This window comes from Prevotella sp. AM34-19LB (genome assembly GCF_003468525.1).
GTDB lineage: Bacteria > Bacteroidota > Bacteroidia > Bacteroidales > Bacteroidaceae > Prevotella.
Genome location: NZ_QSIG01000058.1, coordinates 1 through 17,496 on the forward strand (window position 1 = coordinate 1; position 17,496 = coordinate 17,496).

16 protein-coding genes and 1 pseudogene are annotated in these 17,496 nt (G+C 46.7%); 2 read left to right on the forward strand and 15 right to left on the reverse strand.

Annotation, left to right across the window (positions count from 1 at the left end; genetic code table 11):
* Positions 1-196: 196 nt before the first annotated feature.
* Positions 197-1,524, reverse strand: a pseudogene (locus DW830_RS13455) (inositol-3-phosphate synthase).
* A gap of 235 nt (positions 1,525-1,759) precedes the next feature.
* Here DW830_RS13455 and DW830_RS13460 point away from each other — a divergent pair.
* Positions 1,760-3,616: an SLC13 family permease gene (locus tag DW830_RS13460; protein ID WP_119250259.1), complete on the forward strand. Its 1,857-nt coding sequence runs from the start codon at positions 1,760-1,762 to the stop codon at positions 3,614-3,616.
* A gap of 124 nt (positions 3,617-3,740) precedes the next feature.
* Here DW830_RS13460 and DW830_RS13465 read toward each other — a convergent pair whose 3' ends face one another.
* From DW830_RS13465 to DW830_RS13525, 13 genes are all read right to left on the reverse strand, one after another.
* A complete protein-coding gene (locus tag DW830_RS13465) occupies positions 3,741-4,373 on the reverse strand; it encodes a DNA-binding protein (RefSeq protein WP_158573507.1) in 633 nt (210 codons plus the stop codon).
* A 74-nt stretch (positions 4,374-4,447) separates the two neighbouring features.
* Complete coding sequence (locus DW830_RS15920; protein WP_233544537.1) at positions 4,448-4,624, reverse strand: hypothetical protein; 177 nt, start codon at positions 4,622-4,624, stop codon at positions 4,448-4,450.
* Between the two features lie 315 nt (positions 4,625-4,939).
* Positions 4,940-5,161, reverse strand: a complete 222-nt coding sequence (locus DW830_RS13475; RefSeq protein WP_119250270.1) for a DUF4248 domain-containing protein — start codon at positions 5,159-5,161, stop codon at positions 4,940-4,942.
* 12 nt (positions 5,162-5,173) lie between these two features.
* Positions 5,174-6,172 carry a CHC2 zinc finger domain-containing protein gene (locus DW830_RS13480; protein ID WP_119250260.1) on the reverse strand — a complete coding sequence of 333 codons (999 nt, stop codon included), beginning with the start codon at positions 6,170-6,172 and terminating at the stop codon, positions 5,174-5,176.
* Positions 6,173-6,199: 27 nt separating this feature from the next.
* Positions 6,200-7,540 (reverse strand): hypothetical protein, encoded by a 1,341-nt coding sequence (locus tag DW830_RS13485; protein WP_233544538.1) that lies wholly within the window; start codon positions 7,538-7,540, stop codon positions 6,200-6,202.
* Positions 7,541-7,792: 252 nt separating this feature from the next.
* Complete coding sequence (locus tag DW830_RS13490; protein WP_119250261.1) at positions 7,793-8,176, reverse strand: hypothetical protein; 384 nt, start codon at positions 8,174-8,176, stop codon at positions 7,793-7,795.
* 117 nt (positions 8,177-8,293) lie between these two features.
* Positions 8,294-8,572, reverse strand: coding sequence for a DUF3127 domain-containing protein (locus DW830_RS13495; protein ID WP_119250262.1), 279 nt, complete (start codon positions 8,570-8,572; stop codon positions 8,294-8,296).
* A 313-nt stretch (positions 8,573-8,885) separates the two neighbouring features.
* Entirely contained in the window at positions 8,886-9,329 is a 444-nt protein-coding gene (locus DW830_RS13500) for a hypothetical protein (RefSeq protein ID WP_147487272.1), read from the reverse strand.
* Between the two features lie 3 nt (positions 9,330-9,332).
* A complete protein-coding gene (locus tag DW830_RS13505) occupies positions 9,333-10,058 on the reverse strand; it encodes a hypothetical protein (RefSeq protein ID WP_119250264.1) in 726 nt (241 codons plus the stop codon).
* Entirely contained in the window at positions 10,051-10,953 is a 903-nt protein-coding gene (locus DW830_RS13510; protein WP_119250265.1) for a hypothetical protein, read from the reverse strand. Before DW830_RS13510 ends, DW830_RS13505 begins: the two co-directional genes overlap by 8 nt.
* Before the next feature lie 79 nt (positions 10,954-11,032).
* Entirely contained in the window at positions 11,033-12,763 is a 1,731-nt protein-coding gene (dcm, locus tag DW830_RS13515; protein WP_119250266.1) for a DNA (cytosine-5-)-methyltransferase, read from the reverse strand.
* Positions 12,764-12,765: 2 nt separating this feature from the next.
* A complete protein-coding gene (locus tag DW830_RS13520; protein ID WP_119250267.1) occupies positions 12,766-14,301 on the reverse strand; it encodes a MutH/Sau3AI family endonuclease in 1,536 nt (511 codons plus the stop codon).
* Positions 14,302-14,467: 166 nt separating this feature from the next.
* Positions 14,468-15,739, reverse strand: coding sequence for an AAA family ATPase (locus tag DW830_RS13525; protein ID WP_119250268.1), 1,272 nt, complete (start codon positions 15,737-15,739; stop codon positions 14,468-14,470).
* Positions 15,740-15,870: 131 nt separating this feature from the next.
* Between DW830_RS13525 and DW830_RS13530 the strand changes: the two genes are divergently transcribed.
* Positions 15,871-16,788 carry an MBL fold metallo-hydrolase gene (locus DW830_RS13530; RefSeq protein ID WP_233544539.1) on the forward strand — a complete coding sequence of 306 codons (918 nt, stop codon included), beginning with the start codon at positions 15,871-15,873 and terminating at the stop codon, positions 16,786-16,788.
* Here the strand turns inward: DW830_RS13530 and DW830_RS13535 are convergent.
* Positions 16,783-17,382 carry an aminotransferase class IV family protein gene (locus DW830_RS13535; RefSeq protein WP_119250269.1) on the reverse strand — a complete coding sequence of 200 codons (600 nt, stop codon included), beginning with the start codon at positions 17,380-17,382 and terminating at the stop codon, positions 16,783-16,785. The genes DW830_RS13530 and DW830_RS13535 overlap by 6 nt on opposite strands.
* Positions 17,383-17,496: the final 114 nt, after the last annotated feature.

A 17,496-nucleotide genomic window follows, 5' to 3' on the forward strand; every position in this document is an offset into this window, starting at 1 on the left:
AGCTTTTGCCCTTACAGGGCGCCTTGGATGGTTGCTGTTTGTACCCAGGGTGTTGCCCTGGGCTAGGAGCTTCTGCCCTTTCAGGGCGCCTTGATGGTTGCTGTTTGTACCCAGGGTGTTGCCCTGGGCTAGGAGCTTCTGCCCTTTCAGGGCGTGTGGGTGAAATCATCCACTTCAGTCCTTTATCGGAAAAATCTTAGTCGATTTCCTCATCAGCCTCATAACCGCCCATCTCACGGATGGCGTTCTTCAGCATGGTATATTGCTGGTAGAGGTTGTTCACAGCCTCTTCGCCCTTGGTGTAGTCGTGCATTGGCGCCTTGAGGAAGAAGCTCAGGAAGCGCTGGGTGCCGTAACGGCCGGCACGGGCAGCAAGGTCGCTCAGCAGACAGAGGTCGAGCAGCAATGGAGCGGCAAGGATGGAGTCGCGGCACAGGAAGTTGATCTTAATCTGCATTGGGTAACCCATCCATCCGAGATGTCGATGTTGTCCCAGCCCTCCTTGTTGTCGTTGCGAGGTGGATAGTAGTTGATGCGTACCTTATGATAATACTGGGTATCCTCGTCGTTGCCATGGCCGTAGAGGTCTGGCTGCTCCTCTGGCTTCAGAATCGTCTCCAGGGTAGAGAGCTTGCTCACCTCCTTGGTGTGGAAGTTGGCTGGCTCATCGAGAACGAGACCGTCGCGGTTGCCCAGAATATTGGTAGAGAACCATCCGTTCAAGCCCAGGCAGCGGGTGCCGATGATAGGAGCGAAACCACTCTTCACGAGGGTCTGACCGGTCTTGAAGTCCTTGCCTGCGATAGGCATCTGGGTCTTCTCAGCGAGTTCCCACATGGCAGGAATGTCAACCGTAGTATTAGGCGCACCCATGATGAAAGGAGCCCCCTCGGTAAGGGCAGCGTAGGCGTAGCACATGGATGGGGCGATGTGCTGGCGGTCGTCAGCCTTCATCGCAGCTTCGAGAGCAGCCAATGTGCCGTGGATTTCCATATCCACCGGTACGTAGATTTCTGTAGATGCAGCCCATGCAACAACGATGCGAGAGCAGCCGTTCTTCTCCTTGAAGTCTCGGATGTCCTGGCGCAGCGCCTCTACCATCTCCCAGCGGGTCTTGCAGTCCTTCACGTTGTCGCCGTCCAGGCGCTTGGCGTAGTTCTTGTCGAATGCAGCCTTCATCGGAACAATCTGCTCCAGCTCCTCGCGCACAGGGTTGATGTCCTTTTCCTTCAAAACCTCGGCATACATGGCAGCCTGATAGGCATTCTGAGGATAGACATCCCAGGTGCCGAATACGATGTCGTTGAGGTTGGCAAGAGGAACGATGTCCTTGTAGTGCAGATACTTCTTGTCTGCGCCCTTGCCCACACGAATCTTGTCGTACTGAGTCATTGAGCCTACTGGCTTGGTAAGTCCCTTGCGGGCCATCAGCACACCTGTCATGAATGTAGTAGATACTGCACCACAACCTACAACCATAATACCCAGCTTGCCATCAGCTGGTTTAACATTGTTCTGTTCCATTTCTAATGAATTATTAAGTCTTCTTTTTATTTGATTGATTGATTTGAGGGCAAAGGTACTGAAAACTGATGAATAAAGTGCAGTTTTTCACCAATAATCTGCCATATTTTTAGAAAAATTAGCATTGTAGAGGTAAAAAAAGCGAAATAAAGTAAGTATCTTTGCATCATATTTTTAAAATTCAAAGTTTTTATAGCATGACAATACGCTTATTATCTTAATCATTACGGTTGCCATGTTTATTTGGGGCAAGGTGAGAGCCGACATCGTGGCGCTCACAGCCTTGGCAGCACTCCTGGTTTTCGGAATTCTTACGCCAGCCGAAGCTCTGGCTGGTTTCTCTTCGCCCATCGTCGTCATGATGATCGGCCTCTTCGTGGTGGGTGGAGCCATCATGCAGACCGGTCTCGCCAAGCTGACGGGCAATAAACTGATGGCACTCTCGCGCGGCAACGAAACCATCACCTTCCTGCTTGTGATGCTCGTAACCTCCTTTATCGGAGCCTTCGTGAGCAATACCGGAACGGTGGCCCTCATGATGCCTATCATCATGAGCCTGGCAGCAGGTTCGGGCATGCAGTCATCGCGCTTCCTCATGCCGCTCGCCTTCGCCGGAAGCCTGGGCGGAATGCTCACCCTCATCGGTACACCGCCCAACCTGGTCATCGACGAGGTGCTTACCGAGGCGGGATTCAAGCCGCTCGCCTTCTTCTCCTTCTTCCCCGTGGGCATCATCGTCATCGCCATCGGCATCATCGTGCTCATGCCGCTCAGCAAAATCTTCCTCAGCAGGAAACAGAGCGGAAAGAAGAAGAAAACCAAGTCGCTCGATGACCTGGTGGATGAATACCGCCTGCTCGACAATCTGCATCGCTACATCGTGCCAAGCAACCGAACTTCTGCCGCCAAGGATGAAAACGGCGAGCCGATGAACATCGTGGGAAAGACCCTGAAAGAACTCAGCGTCCAGAAGAAATACGGAGTGAGTATCATCGAAATCAGAAACGAGAAGAAATCGAGACTCGGACTGGTGCAGGACGTAAACCAGAACATGGCGAAGAGCAGCAGTACCATTCAGGTGCACGACATACTATATATAATAGGTGACGAGCAGAAGATGCAGCGCTTTGCCCAGGATTACGGACTGAGGAGGATGAAGGACGTGAAGATTGATTTCTACGACCTGGGACTGACGGAAATCGTTGTGATGCCTACCTCCAACTTCGCCGGTCTGCGCATCGGCGATGCCAACCTGCGCAAGCGATTCGGCATCAACGTACTGGGTGTGAAGCGAGGCGGAGGCTCATCTTCTTCTGAGGGTGGCAGAAGCGGCAACGAATACATCACGGATAATCTGATAGCCGCCAAGCTGCACGTGGGCGACATGCTGCTGGTGCAGGGCGAATGGACCAACCTGACGCATCTTACTGCCGATACTACCAACTGGGTGGTGCTGGATCAGCCGGAGAAGGCTGCCGATAAGGTTCTGCTGGATTACAAGGCGCCTGTGGCAGCTGCCATCATGCTGCTGATGATAGCCATGATGGTGTTCGATTTCATCCCAGTGGCTCCGGTTACGGCGGTCATCATCGCCGGACTGCTCACGGTCTTTGCCGGATGTTTCCGCAACGTGGAGGCTGCCTACAAGACCATCAACTGGGAGAGCATCGTGCTGATAGCTGCCATGATGCCGATGTCAACGGCGCTGGAGAAGACGGGTGCTTCGGCATTGGTATCTCAGGGGCTGGTGGATAGCCTGGGAGCGATGGGCCCTACGGCTCTCCTGGCGGGCATCTACTTCACCACTTCGCTCATGACGATGTTTATCAGCAATACCGCCACGGCGGTTCTCATGGCACCTATTGCCCTGGTGGCAGCCCATCAGGTGGGGGTGAGTCCATACTCCTTCCTCTTTGCGGTGACCCTGGGAGCCAGCATGTGCTTCGCCTCTCCGTTCTCCACTCCGCCTAATGCGCTGGTGATGAAGGCGGGTGGCTACACGTTTATGGATTATGTAAAGGTAGGTTTGCCGTTGCAGATCATCATCGGCGTGGTGATGACCTTCGTCCTGCCGCTGCTGTTTCCTTATTAATGATAAAAATCCCCAATCCGGGGCTCGCAATGGAGCCTTGGGATTGGGGATTCTGCGTATAAAGACTTAACAGAAAATAGAGAGTGGAATGGGAAAATGAAAATTGTAATCCTAAGATGTACGGTTACATATCTACAAAATCTCCACCGCCTTCAGAGCCGGTATCGCCGGTATCGGTCTTGCCGCCCTCTGTATTACCGCCTTGGGTATTACCTCCCTCGGTATTTCCAGGCTGTGAACCGCCGCCAGGGTTATCGCCGTTTCCGGAGCCGCCAGGGTTAGTGCCGCCGCCGTTTGGGTCCTTGTCTGGGTCTTCCACGTCACCGCTGTCGCCCGAGGTAACGTTCTTCACCACCTTGCCGTTTCGGTCGATGCAGGTAATCTGTATAGGAGTTCTCTGCAGCTCATCCTTGATATCCACGTTCGGGGTGAAGATAACTCGGCGTGCGGTGATGAGGCTGCCTGCCACCTCACCCACGGTAGCCACACTCTTGGCGCGCACGCCGAATCGCATGGTTCCCAGACCTGGGATAGCTACGGAGTGGCCTTCGGTTGACCACGCCTTGATTACCTCGCCGGCAGCATCCCAGCACGCCTGCATCACGCCGCGGCTCACGCCACTTCGGAGTGCAGCCTCCTTGATCACCTTGCTCTCCGGGAGCTTGCTGTAAAGCTCGGTACTGAGCACGAAACGATACTTACCTTTCAACTCACCCACCTGGATGAGGGTTTCCTTTGCTTTCAAATTGATAGACATAATTACTTGAAATTTAAATTGTTAATACTCTGTAAACTATAAACTCTAAACTTTTAACTCTAACTCTAAGCTGACTATCGTATGGTGATAGTAGGCACGAAGTGCGAAGAGTCGGCCCTTGTCGAGATATTGTTCTCCTGCTGCTGCCGCTGGTTCTTCCCGATCACGAGTCCCGCGGTACACGAGCTGGTGAGGAAGGTGACGATGGCAGAGCATACGGCCACGATGAGATACTTGATGAATGCTTTCATATTTGGGTTCATACGCTTCTCTTGCCCCCTATTTACTTTCCGTCTTCTTTTTTGAAAGAAGAAAGAGAAGGACTCGTATCAGGGCTTGGAGTCGAGGTTGATAACTTGATGCATTCGGGATTATCTTATCCGGAATATCTCCCAGATGCCTTTTTTCATTTTTCCAACTGGAGAAATATTTTTCTCCAACTAGGAAAGTGATTTTCCAGCGCTTTCTGAATCACGATGCAAAGATACAAAAACAGCCACCATCAGTTGTGCGATGGTGGCTGATGCCGTGCGATGGCGGCACATTTTTACTCTAAACATTAAACATTATCCCGGTTCCCCCAGATACTCCACGATGGCCTTCACCTGTTTAGGCGAGAAGACCTTGCTGGTCTTGCGGTACCCCATATCCAGGAGTTCATTCCATAGCGGGGCGCAGAGATGAATCCAAGCCATCAGATGGTTGACGGCTGTGCGTGGATAACTCTCGGGAAAGTACATCAGGGCAAGTTCCTTCTTGGTGTACGTACGAATGATAAATTCTTCCATATTCATCTTGTTTTAAAAATTGATAAACTCGGTTTTCTCTTTCAGATAATACTCGCTGAAATCCTTGCATCCTGGGGGCAGTTGGTGGTGCACTAGCGAGGGCAGAATCTCCTTGAGTTGCAGGAAGAGGCTTTCGCCCGGCGCATCCCTGTCGGGAAACATGTGCCATTCTATCTTGAGCTGCGAGCCGATTTCCGCCAGCCATTTCTTATCTTCCGGCTTCAATAGCGTGGCAGAAGGAATGGCAATCGCCTTGTGCCCGGCAGATAGCATTGCCCAGCAGTCGCTGCATCCCTCGGTGATGAAGAGCTGTTCGCCCGGCGCCATCCCCTTCACGATAGGCAGATTGTAGATGGAGCATTTTGCACCATAGGGAAAGCGGAATCGGGGAGTTGATTCCCCTTTCTTGTAATCCAGGTTCCTGTTCTGAATCCCAATCAGCTTCCCCTCCGTGCTGAAGTATGGAATCTGCAGCCAGTTCACGCCCTTCTTATCCGTCCAGGAAGTCAATCTGCACCATGCAGCCACTCTCTCATCAATCCTTCTTTCCTCAAAAAGGAATCTCCTAGCCGCCAGGTTGAGCCAGGGATGCTCGAAGAATCTCGCATACCTGCTCGCATCAAAGAAGGAGGATTTTTCCGAAGAAGAACCACCCGAATTATCTTCCGGGGAAGAACCACCGGATGAAGAGTCTCCGGGGGAAGAAGATGAGGAAGAAGCTTCTCTCTTCCTATCCTCCTCCAGTTGAACCTGATGTTCCTCTGCGAGCCATCGGCAAGCCGACAGAAAATCCTTCCCCAGGTATTTCATCACCAGGTCGATGGTGCCTAAGGAATTCCCCATACAGACATAGCATCTGCAATTGTTCTTTCTCGTGTTGAACGAGAGGCTGGCGTGGTGGTCGTCATGAAAGGGGCAGAGCGCCTTGTGGTGCTCCACCTTCATCCCCATCTGTTCCGCAACCTTCTCTATCGGAAGGTCGCGAAGCTTCTGAATCTCATATTTTTCCATTCATCTTTTCTCTTTATAGAATTATGTTTATTTCTTCTCCTTCGCTTCCGGCGTGCCCGTAAGATACTCCTGCGTCTTGGTGTAGAGCCCCGTCTGGTTGCTGTAGGTGATGAATTTTCGGTATACCCATTTGTAGAGTTGGTTTTTCGTACCCTCTTTCGTTTTGCCTAGAGAGATGCGGAGCGCTTCCAGTTGTGCCTCGTTAAATGAATTAGGCAGGTCGTCAAGTAAGTTCTTCGGACCTCTTCGCTGTGCCTCGCTCACTGAGTCGGCATCCTGATTCAATAAATCGGCAAAGAGTTTCGCCTTACTCCACATGTCGTGATACACCAGCCACTCCACCAGCTCGCCCATCGACTTCGTCCAAGTCTGGTTGTTCAGCACCCAGAGCAGGCACCCCGCCTTCCATGCCGACACGATAGAGCGCTTCGAAATGTCCCAAAACACATCGTCGTCTGTCAGGTCGGCAAGCGTAGCCATGTCTTGAGCCAGCTGGTCAGTAAGTTTATTCAGCGGCTTGATGATGAATCTGCCCTTGCAGATGCTGAGCTTCACCAGATATTCGTCGAGTTTTTTATAGAATACCTCGTCATATCTGCCTTGTCTCGGGATTCTTCCATCACGCCCCATTCGCGCCTTATACGAGAACACCATTCGCCCGAAGGTACCATTGAAGAGTTCGTTCTTATAGAATTTTCGGGCAGCATACGGAGTGGATGAGATGGTGAGGTTAGCACGAAGCACAGGATTGCCCGTCACTCCATCGGCTGTAGCTCTTAATGTTCCCGAGCGCTGGCGGTCGTAGATATTGCGCAGCATCTGCGAAATCTGCTTGTGCCCGCCGCACATCCGGTCAGCCATCTCCACCTCAGGCAGATTGAGGTATTGTGTTCTCTCGCCCAGGTTCTCACACCCCATAGCGTTCAGAATAAAGGCGGCATTCGTTACGTCGGCAGGTGGAAACCAGAAACTCACGTCGGGTCTAACAGGCTTTTCCTTGTTGGCCGACTTGGATTTAATCTGTTTTTGCCACTCCACTAGCTTCTCCAATTCCTTTTCGTCGTGTTCTCGGAAGTTTCGGCAGATGGCTTCCACTAAGTTTCCCAATTGACCTTTATTGCAGTCCGAATCGGCAACGAGATTGGCCATCATGCCACATAATTCCTTCCAACTGAGGTCGGGATACTGAAACTCCGTGCCGCTGACCTGCGCTCCAAGAATAGGGAAGAGCATCGGAACAAGGGGTTCGTGCATGTCTTTTGATACCTGAGAGAGCAAAAGTTGCACACATTCGGTGCCTTTTCCCAGTTTTGGCATCTTCGGAGCGGTGCTTTTTGTGATGTCGTATTTCAATTTTGTCTTGTTCATTTTTCGATAATGTGTTGATAATGAGCTTTCTAGAGGAAGTGGGGATTTGGAAAATCTTCCAATTCCAGTTCTTCCAGTTATTTTTTTAAGGGTTTCCTTTCTCTTCTTTCTTTATATAACTATCTATATATTAATTAGTTATAGAATCTATAAGAAGGAGTTTTGTCTTGAAACACCCTTTTTGGAATATTGGAAGAACTGGAATATTGGAAGATTCGGGTTCTTCCTCTAAAAAGCCCTAGATTCTTTGGTTTATCTCTTCAACTGATACTCCACGATGGCATCTTTAGCCATAATTGCCTCAGTGGCGATGGCATCACCGATATTCACACCCTCATCGCAGTAAACCTTCAGGGTGAGCTGGATGGCACCATCCTTGGTCTTCGACACACGACCGTGCGCCAGCTTCTTGATCAGCAGCGACTGCGTCTTGAGCTGCGGCTTCGGAACGAATTCGAAGGAGCCGTCGTTCAACTGCTGTGCAACGCCGAGACGATGGAAGCGGGGCATGCTTCCTACTACAGGCTCATCGGGAGCAAACAGGAAGTAATTGGTATCATCGTAATAAGCCATGCCGCTCTTCTGAGTGTGCTGTCTGTTCATCAACTTGTGGATGTCATTAAAATCCTTTTTCATAACCTTAGTGAATTTAAGAGCAAAGAAAGCGAGAAACGTAGCGCTACCTTACCTCCGGAGATTCCTTCACTCACTCCACTCGGTTAATAATTAAAAACTAATAAAACTGACTGTGAATCAATTCAATTTATACATGTCAGTGAGGAGAATATCCTGGAACACCTGTCCATTATATTCACGTGTAGAAAATCTGAGCGTTACTGCCACAACATCACCTGGTGCCAGTTTGAACATTGCCATGTTTCCGAGCATCGTAGCCACGTATTGGTTCTCAAACTTTCCGCCCATCTCCTGCAGCACGATGTTGCATTTCATGAGCTGTCCGTTCTCACTCTTCTGACTCTGCACAGCGAAGGCCTCGCCCTGCTGCACCACGCGCATCAATTTTGCGTTCATAACAATAAAGAATACGGAGATGATTCAAGATAAGCCAGAACCATTCCGGCTTTTGCCTTGTATCTCCGACGGGTGCAAAAGTAGGAAGAAAAAACATAGCATCAATGCTTTTCAAAAAGGCCTTCTCTGAAGTTCTCTGAAGTTCTCTAAAGTTCTCTAAAGTTCTCTGTTTTTCTCTGATATTCTCTCTACGTATAATCGCATTCTTGGCATAGAGGTACAAAAAAAGCGACCGATACCTGAACAACAATCAAGTATCGGTCGCTTTTAGCAAGCATTACTCATATCAGCAAATACCAGTCTCCATCATCTTCTAATCTTTATGATAGTATTTGCAGAAAGTCTTGTATTCGAATCCCGCCTTTCCCGTCGGCATCCCCATGCGTATCAATTCTTCATGGGCGTTTCTCGTGTTTTGAGGCAGCAGCACCTTACCCTCCTTTTTCAGCTGGTTCAGCCGCATGCAGATTTCCTGCACATCAAATCGCTTCACCAATCGTTCAACTTCGCGATGCACTCTCCATTCTTCCTCCTCTTCGAGAGCAGGGTGCACAAAGCGGAAGAGTTCTTTCTTGGCAGCTTCTTCCTGGTTTGTTGCATCTATGGTCTTGTTTGCTTTTGCTGCTTCTTTCTGAATGTTATTTGGTTCTTCCTGATCAGCCGTATTATTGTTGATGGTTACCTTTTGGTTGTCGTGAATATCAAACATTTTTTCAATATTCACGTTACCATTAAAATCCATTTTTATATCTGCCATAATTTATTTGCCTATATGAACTTGTTCATTGTCGTGAATGTCGTTAAGTTTTTCGAAATTTATTTTAGTTTCGGTCTTAATTCCCAATTTCTCTTTCAGACGATTCACTTCCTCATTGAATGCACAGTTGTATTGTTCGTTGGTACTCATCAAAGGGACTAGGATTCCTTCTATAGTATCACTTGTAAGCCCCATACAATTGTCTACGATTATTCTTACAACTTCCTTTGCCTGCTTCAAGTCTAGATTGTTTTCCTTTATGGAATCCAGTTCTTGCTGCATGAGGTAGACAAGTTGATTCAACTTCTTGCTGTAATCACATGAATCAACGTAGTGGCCTTCCAATTCTTCTTCTTCTTCAGATTGTCTTATTTTGTTGTACAAGGTCTTCCACAGTTCTCCATGTTTTAGCAGTAGTCTGGCCAGCGCATCTTTTAGCGCTGTTGGCTTTTGTTTTTCCTCTTGACCAGTGGTTATCAACATGTAGAATAATACCGCTTCTTCGCACAGTGCCTCTATCTGCGATTTGTCTGCAAACATGCGGCCAATGATGATGTCAGCCCTGCAAAATTTTTCTGTATTTTGCTTTATTTGTAGGGCTTCCATCCATACTTTTATTGGCGAAGGCGCTTGGTGTTGTTCTTCCATGAAGCAAAGAGCTGGGTAAAGCGAACAGAACAACTGGTCGGAGAGGAAAATTTCGAGCATTCTTGATTCCAGATTATTCATACACAAGTTTAATTTTGTTGAGGAATTCTACAATCAGATTAAATTTGGAGTCAAACAAATCATGCGAACTGAGTTCCTTGACAGCAATATCGGCAATTTCCTCAATTACAGGGCTTTCTACTCCAATCTTTCTAACCTGGCTTCCTTTAGGTTTGATAAGGATCGGTTTTCCACTTGCAGCACAAGCCTTGATAGCATTCAGCAGCCAAATGTCAGTAGGGTCAAGATTTACGCTCTCATGGTTCTGTCCCTGGAGATGCAAAGTCGGCTCACTATTAGTACGTTTGGCTAAGTCGGTGAAATATTCACCAACAAGGTCGCTTATTGCAGGAAGATTTGGATAACCAAATGGAAAATCAACATAATCGATACCCTTTAGATTCATACTTGAATTTCTTACCTGCCAAAACTCTGCTGTATGAAATTTGCCGGCTATGTCAAGGGTTAGGCGATTTGAGAGCAACTTTAAACGAAAAGTGTTCTGCAAAATATCAGCAACCATACTAGCTTTAGAGAATGCTACATTGCGTTCGATAGCAATGATCTGACGGTCTTTACGATTGTCAATAATAACTAAACAAGAAGGATGATTGTCTAATTCTGAAACATTGAAGTCTGATTCAAGCTTTGCCTTTTTATTATTTGCAATGCGTATTACATAAATATCGCCTTGGTTGATAAACGAGCGGTATTTAAATTTTTCTCCATTGAATTGATAGTACTTTTCCTGTTCATTTTGCTCACATGCTAAATCATCAAGTACATTACCAAACAATTCCTGCTTTCTGGTAAGTGAATCTTGAACATTGACAGCCTGAAAAACCTCTGCTGGTAGTCCTGCCTGATTCTCCATTACAGGGCGAAACAGGTATTGAAAAATTTGAAATTTTGCCATTTTTATTTCTTCTTTTATTGATTTTACTTTTAGTAAAACAGTATTAGTTAACTCTCTTTCTAATGGATGGGGGATAGAATTATTTTTTATCCCCCATCACTCTTCCGAGAACTGTGTTTCTATAGGTGTTGAAGATGTTAGGCTTCAGCATCATGTAGTTTGGCAAGCTCTCTAGATATTCCAACTCAAACACAAGGCGTGGGTCTCTGTCGTCTGACTCGGGATGAATCTCTGCCTTGCTGCCTATGCGGGCAATGCGGATGAGATACAAATCCTTGACACCCTTGCCTTTGATGTAAGGCATGAAATAGTAGAGCTTGTTCAGCGCCACGGTTGATGGAAAAGACTTGGTCTTACCGGTGTAGTAAATCTTTGTCTGACCACCATCCAGGAAATAATCAGTATTATCTTCCTTGACAAAGCCTACTAACAGACTCTTGTTCATGTCCAAAGTGTAGCTCTTCTTTGGCTTGTTTATTTTCAACTCAGGATTCGTTTCTGAGAATAAGTCAAGATTCAGCTTGGGCTGAGGGTCACGCTTAACATCTATAGGGTGAGTGGAAACTGGTTCCTTCTCATAGATGAAACGGTAAAGACTCTTGCCTATTTGCTGTACGATTCCGCACACCAAAGCATTTCCCATCAGGAAGGCTCTGCGACCATCCGTAACATCAGGGTGCAAGGTATGATTGTCCGGGAACATGTTCAGACGCTCTAACTCAATAGGAATCAGGCGACGGTAGCGGCCGGATGGGGTCTTGATAACATGCTTGAAGCGTGAAGCAGCAGCACCTCCCTCACCGGTTATAATGGTGCGTGAAGGCTTATCCAGGGAATCAGGAAATGCCATTCCACCTTCAGAGAAAAGATACTTGAATCCTTCTTTTGTTGTGCGCTCTATTTTCTTGGCTCCCTTTTCGTATTCCCATCTTGCTACTTCCTCTTCTGGGATGAAGAACTCCTCGGGAACCAGCGACTCATCAACGATATTGCCGCCAAGTGTCATAATTGGACCCTCGTAAACAGCTTCTGCATCAACAGAATATATGCAGCGGTTGCGCATGATGCCGGCATTTCCAAATGGACTGTCCTTGCCGTCTTTATTGAAATTATCTGATACCTCCTTGATGGTTCCGTCTATCTCAAATTCAGAGATGGTTTTATCCTTTGGCTTAAAAGGAAAAGCCTTTGCCAGTACGCCTTCATAAAGCACCCAGTCTTTCAACTCTTGTACTTGCTTTGAAACATGAGAATCCTCATGGTAGCCAACAATGTAGGTACGGCGGCGACGCTGAGGCATTCCGTATTCTGCAGCGTTGATTACTCGCCATTCCACAGTATAGCCTAAATCAGCTAATGAGGCAAGGATGATGGCAAAATCACGTCCACGCTGCTTGGCAGGTGAGCCGAGCAAGCGGTCAACGTTTTCAAAGAAGATGTAATTTGGGCGATTATCTCCCTTTTCGTTGAGTATGCGATAAATCTGCCACCAAAGCACACCCTTCTTTCCCTCAATTCCGCCAGAGCGGCTAAGAGTTGATGCTACAGAATAATCCTGACATGGAAAGCCTCCGACCAGCAGGTCGTGATTAGGAATATCGTTTGTAGGGACCAAATTGATATCCTTGTTACAATGACCTTTGTCGCCAAAACGCGCTCTATAGACGAGCGAAGCATCTTGGTGTTTGGTTGATGGTTCCCATTGATTGTTCCAGATGGTTTCATAGGCATCTGATGCTCCTTCCAAACCGATGCGAAATCCTCCTACACCGGCGAAAAGCTCTACTACCTTTATTGTATTTTTAGACATATTTATATGTATGGAATTTCTTGTAATTTATTAGCAATATATGAACCCTTGAGCCAGAAAAACTGCGGAAGCATTCTGATGCCGTTCACGCTTTCTGTTCTTGTTTTCTCTGTCGAGACATCTGCACCTCCTCGGAAGAATACTTTGTATTCGGAACTCTTTGGAAAGTTTGGCGCTCCCATATAGGAACCGCTATTGTTCATACGTTTGTTTCCCTGTTTGTCATAAACGTATTCCCATTCCAGTTCATTTCTATGAATCAAGTTTCTTGAATCTTCCCAAGTGCGTCGTACTTCATTTTCTATGAAATCTTCATCAAAGGCAAAGCGTTTGAACCCTTCAAAAACGGTTTTGCTAGGGTCATTACTATCATGCTCACAGAAGATAGGGCAGAGGAAACTGTGCTCGCAGAAGTAATCGTACACATCTGAATCTTCAAAGTCAGCATCTCTATCTGCCCATTCCTCAAAGTCGATGTGCTTGAGCTTCATGTCCTCTGTTCTTCCACCTTGGGGTGTAATCGTGATGGTCTTTGCTATGATACCGGCTTTTTGGAAGTCAGAAATCTGATTTAACCTATTGCAATCGGTTCCGAACATGCGGATAACGCATTTAGCTGAAATATCCTTGACTTTAGCTTCAATTCCAAGCATTTCTCTTAGCTCAGGCAGAGTCTTACCCTTATACTTTAATGTAAGTGCATGGCAACGTTCATCCAGCTGGGCGAAACTTGAAAACGATTCTTTCAGTACGATTTCGTTATTCGCTCTGCTTTTGTCAAAATGTCCCCGCACGATGTAATCAACAAAAGTCTGTTTCAATCTGTATCGAGGTTTTTGATAAGAGCCTGTTGCTTTGCGCTTGAATCCTGGTACTAATTCTATCAGCAAGAGATTTGGACGAAGAAGGTGAGTAAAACCAACCAACTGTTCATTACGCTTTTCTTCATCAAGATAATCATGATAAACCTGTTGCAGGTGATTGCTGACAATCTCCCAGTCGTTTCGTAATTTATCTTTTTCTTCTTGCGAGAAAGAATTGTAGCAGTAGTCAACAATAGGGAACTTGGCATAGCCGGAAGCAGGCACAACTTCGTATGATTTATATTCATAGAATATAATTAAAAGCCGTTCTGATTTTTCCCAAAAATGAGAGGTGTTGAAGTCTGTCTGTATCGGAGGCTCAAAGGTAACATGTGTAATACTGATACCTTCCTTTGCACCTAGGTAAACATTATAAGCTTCTCCTTTTTTTCCGCTTACATTCTTCAGGTCTCTCTTGGGTACACGAACTCCAGTGGTCTTAACTTCCGTAAGAACACCATCAATCTCAATATCACATTCCTGTTTGCTGTCTTTCTTATAACCGAAAACAGATTGTTCTATTACGTCTCCAGCGATACCTGTAATCTTTTTACTTTCTAAGGTACGAGCAAACTGGTGGGATTTGTCAACCTCACCTAGAGTCTTGCCCTTTGCTCCTTCGAGAAGGGTATAGACTTGTTCTTTCGTAAACTTTCTATCTTCAGATACTGCCATCAGCTAAGTTTTAAAATTTACCTTTCATGCGTTCCTTACGCATGTTGACCGAAGTCAATCTGCAAAGGTACTAAAACTTTTCAGAAAACTTGGAGTCTGATCACGATCTTTAACTCTAATCTTTAGAAAAATCCTGATCTTTTGGCAGGCGTATTTATCTCATTAATTAAATTAAGGTCTGCATCTGCTTGCGCACCGCCTCATTAGTAATCACAAATCGGGTGTAGCTCTGGTAGGTTCCGTCTATCGTAACCATACCTAAATAGAAGAGTAAACTGAGAATACCATCGGGGGTGTTGATACTGGTGGCTGGGAAAATATCCAATAGATACCCTAAGGCGAATCCCTTGGTCATTATATCTTCTATGATGCTGGAATCGTGGGCAAACTCCTTGGCGTAGCGGATGAGCTGGCGAACAATCTCATGGTCTGTACTTGGGATTACTTCACATGGTTTCTTTGGAATCTCGTAATTGCTTTGAATGTAATTGTCCACAAAGTTGAGTACCATTGCGGGGTTGTAGATGGTAGCCATTCCGCATTCTGAATTATCAAAACAATAATTGCCATACCATGGCTTCATCACTTCTATCAGCTCGTCCACGCTATGGCGGAATGGCAGCACGCTGGCGTAATAAGCCAGCATTTCACGCACTTCCTCCTCTGTGAATCCCACCATCTCGTTGAACTCCGGAGCCAGGGAATAGTTGGTACTGATGTTGAAAACATTGGCTAAATTGTACATGGTTACAGGGGTTACTCCTGTAATGAAAACTCTTGCTATAGAACTTGCTGCGGCACCCTTGATATTATTGAAAAAATGGCGCAAGTGTTCTTCGCCAAGAGTCTGTTCTTGGTGTTGTCCTTCATGTTCCTTGTGGGCAAGAATCTGATTGGTAAAGTGGTCGTATTCGTCGATGAAGAGATAAATCTTCAAGCCTGCTTCAGCACATTTGTCGCATAGAAATCCCAATTGGGCAACGGCATCTTCCTTTTGGTTCATCTCTTCCTTTGTGTGCGGTGGCAAAAGGTGGGCGTATCTGCTGCAGAAGGTATTGAACTTGTTGCTGCAATGGGCGTCAAGTCCTTTTTTGTAATTATCCAATCCTGCTGAAATCATGGCAAAATTCAGGTGAAGGATGAGATAGCTGTTGCGTTCAGGGGTAGGATTCTCTCCGATGTAGAGCTCGCCGAAGAGGCTTTCGAACTTATCCTTCTTGTTGATGTCGTAATAGTTTTCGAGCATGGAGAGGGTAAGGCTCTTGCCGAAACGGCGAGGGCGAATGAAGAAGAAATACTTATTGGCATCTTCGATATCCTCGATGAAGGGAGTCTTATCTACATAGTAGCAATCGCCCTTTATTACATCCTCGAAATTCTGCATTCCGTAAGGGATGCGCTTGCGATAGATTCGCTTTTGTCTTTCAATATTTGCCATAATCGAAACCAACTTTTTGTTTTTATGCCGCAAAGTTAAGATTATTATTTGGAATACGCAAAGTTTTCGGGGCTTTTTCTTGGTGGTTTATCAGAAAATGAGTAGTTTTGTGGGCGTGAATCAAATAGATAATGGATAAGATAATGGATAAGACAACGACTCAAATTACGATGCTCGGAACGGGAAATGCTACGGTTTCCCAGATTTATAATACCTGCTTTCTGCTCCAGACTCCCAGTACCCTGATGCTGGTAGATGCGGGCGGAGGAAATGGAATCCTCTCGCAGCTGAAGAAGGTGAATGTTCAGATTTCTGATATTCATCACCTCTTCGTTACCCATGCGCATACCGACCACGTGCTGGGCGTGATTTTGGTAATCCGCATGGTGGCTCAATGCAAGGGGTACGAGGGATTGCTGCATGTGTATGGAAACGACAAGGTGATGAAGGTGATCAAGACCATTATCGACATGATTCTTGCCAAGAAGCAACTGGCGAAGGTGGCTGAAAGGGTGGTGTTCCATCAGCTGGAAGATGGCGATTGTTTCGAGGTGGGGGATATGAAGCTGGAATGCTTTGATATTCAATCTACTAAGGAGAAGCAGTTCGGATTCCGGGCTGAGTTGCCAGGAACTTCAGAAGATAATGTTTCAGAAGATAAGGCTGCATCCGATTATGCTTCAGAAGATAAGGCTGCATCCGATAAAGCTGCATCTGAAAATCATGCTAAACCTCTGGTCTTGGCGTGCCTGGGCGATGAGCCTTATAATGAGCAGAACCGCCGCTACATTGAGGGGGCGGATTGGATGATGTGCGAGGCGTTCTGCCTTTATGCCGACCGCGATACATTCAAGCCTTACGAGAAATGCCACAGCACGGCGCTTGATGCCGGAAAACTGGCGGAGGAACTGGGGGTGAAGAATCTCATTCTTTATCATACGGAGGAGAAGACGCTGGCTAATCGTAAGGAAAATTATACCCGTGAAGCTGCTGAGAACTTCAAGGGTAGAATCTTCGTTCCGGATGATTTGGAAGTGATTGAGCTATAGGATTCTCTGGATTTCCACTTCCCGCTCTCCGAAATCTATCATGGCGTTGAAGAGACTCACTTTTTCTGCCTTCTTGAGGTCTTCTGGTGTGAGGTCGGCTTCCTCGATGATGCCGGTTTCCAGAAGCTGGGCACGCTTGGTTCCCTGGAGCAGAGGATGCTTGGGGGTGAGCCATTTCTTGCCATCAAAAAGGGCGAGGTTGGTGAAGGAGGTGTCTGTTATGAGGCCGTTTTTTACGATGATGATTTCATCGCAATCGCTCTTCTGGGCTACCAGGGCGTTGAGCGCACTTCGGTCTGTGCGCTTGTAGGTGTAGTCGATGAAATCATCCTCTACCACCTTGAGGGAATGAATCTCCTTCATCTTGTAGGGGGCATACTCGATGGCTTCCACGCCCTGGGCGCCATAAACTACTCGTGCCTTGTAAAGGTTCATTTCTTCTTTGGGAGAAATGAGGGATGAAAGATTTATTTCTTCTGATGCAATGGATGGGAAGAACCTGCGGATGGTTCTCTCCATTCTTGCCTGATGATAGGGCAGGGCCAGGGCCTTGCCGTTCTTGATTTTTATTGTTTCTACAAATTGCTGTTTCATAATTCTACCTCAGTTCGGGATAATAATCTCAGCCTAAAGGCTTTATAATGTTTTTATATAAGGGACACAGTGGCTTGGCAACCATCTATATATCTTGGATGGTTGCTGAGACAA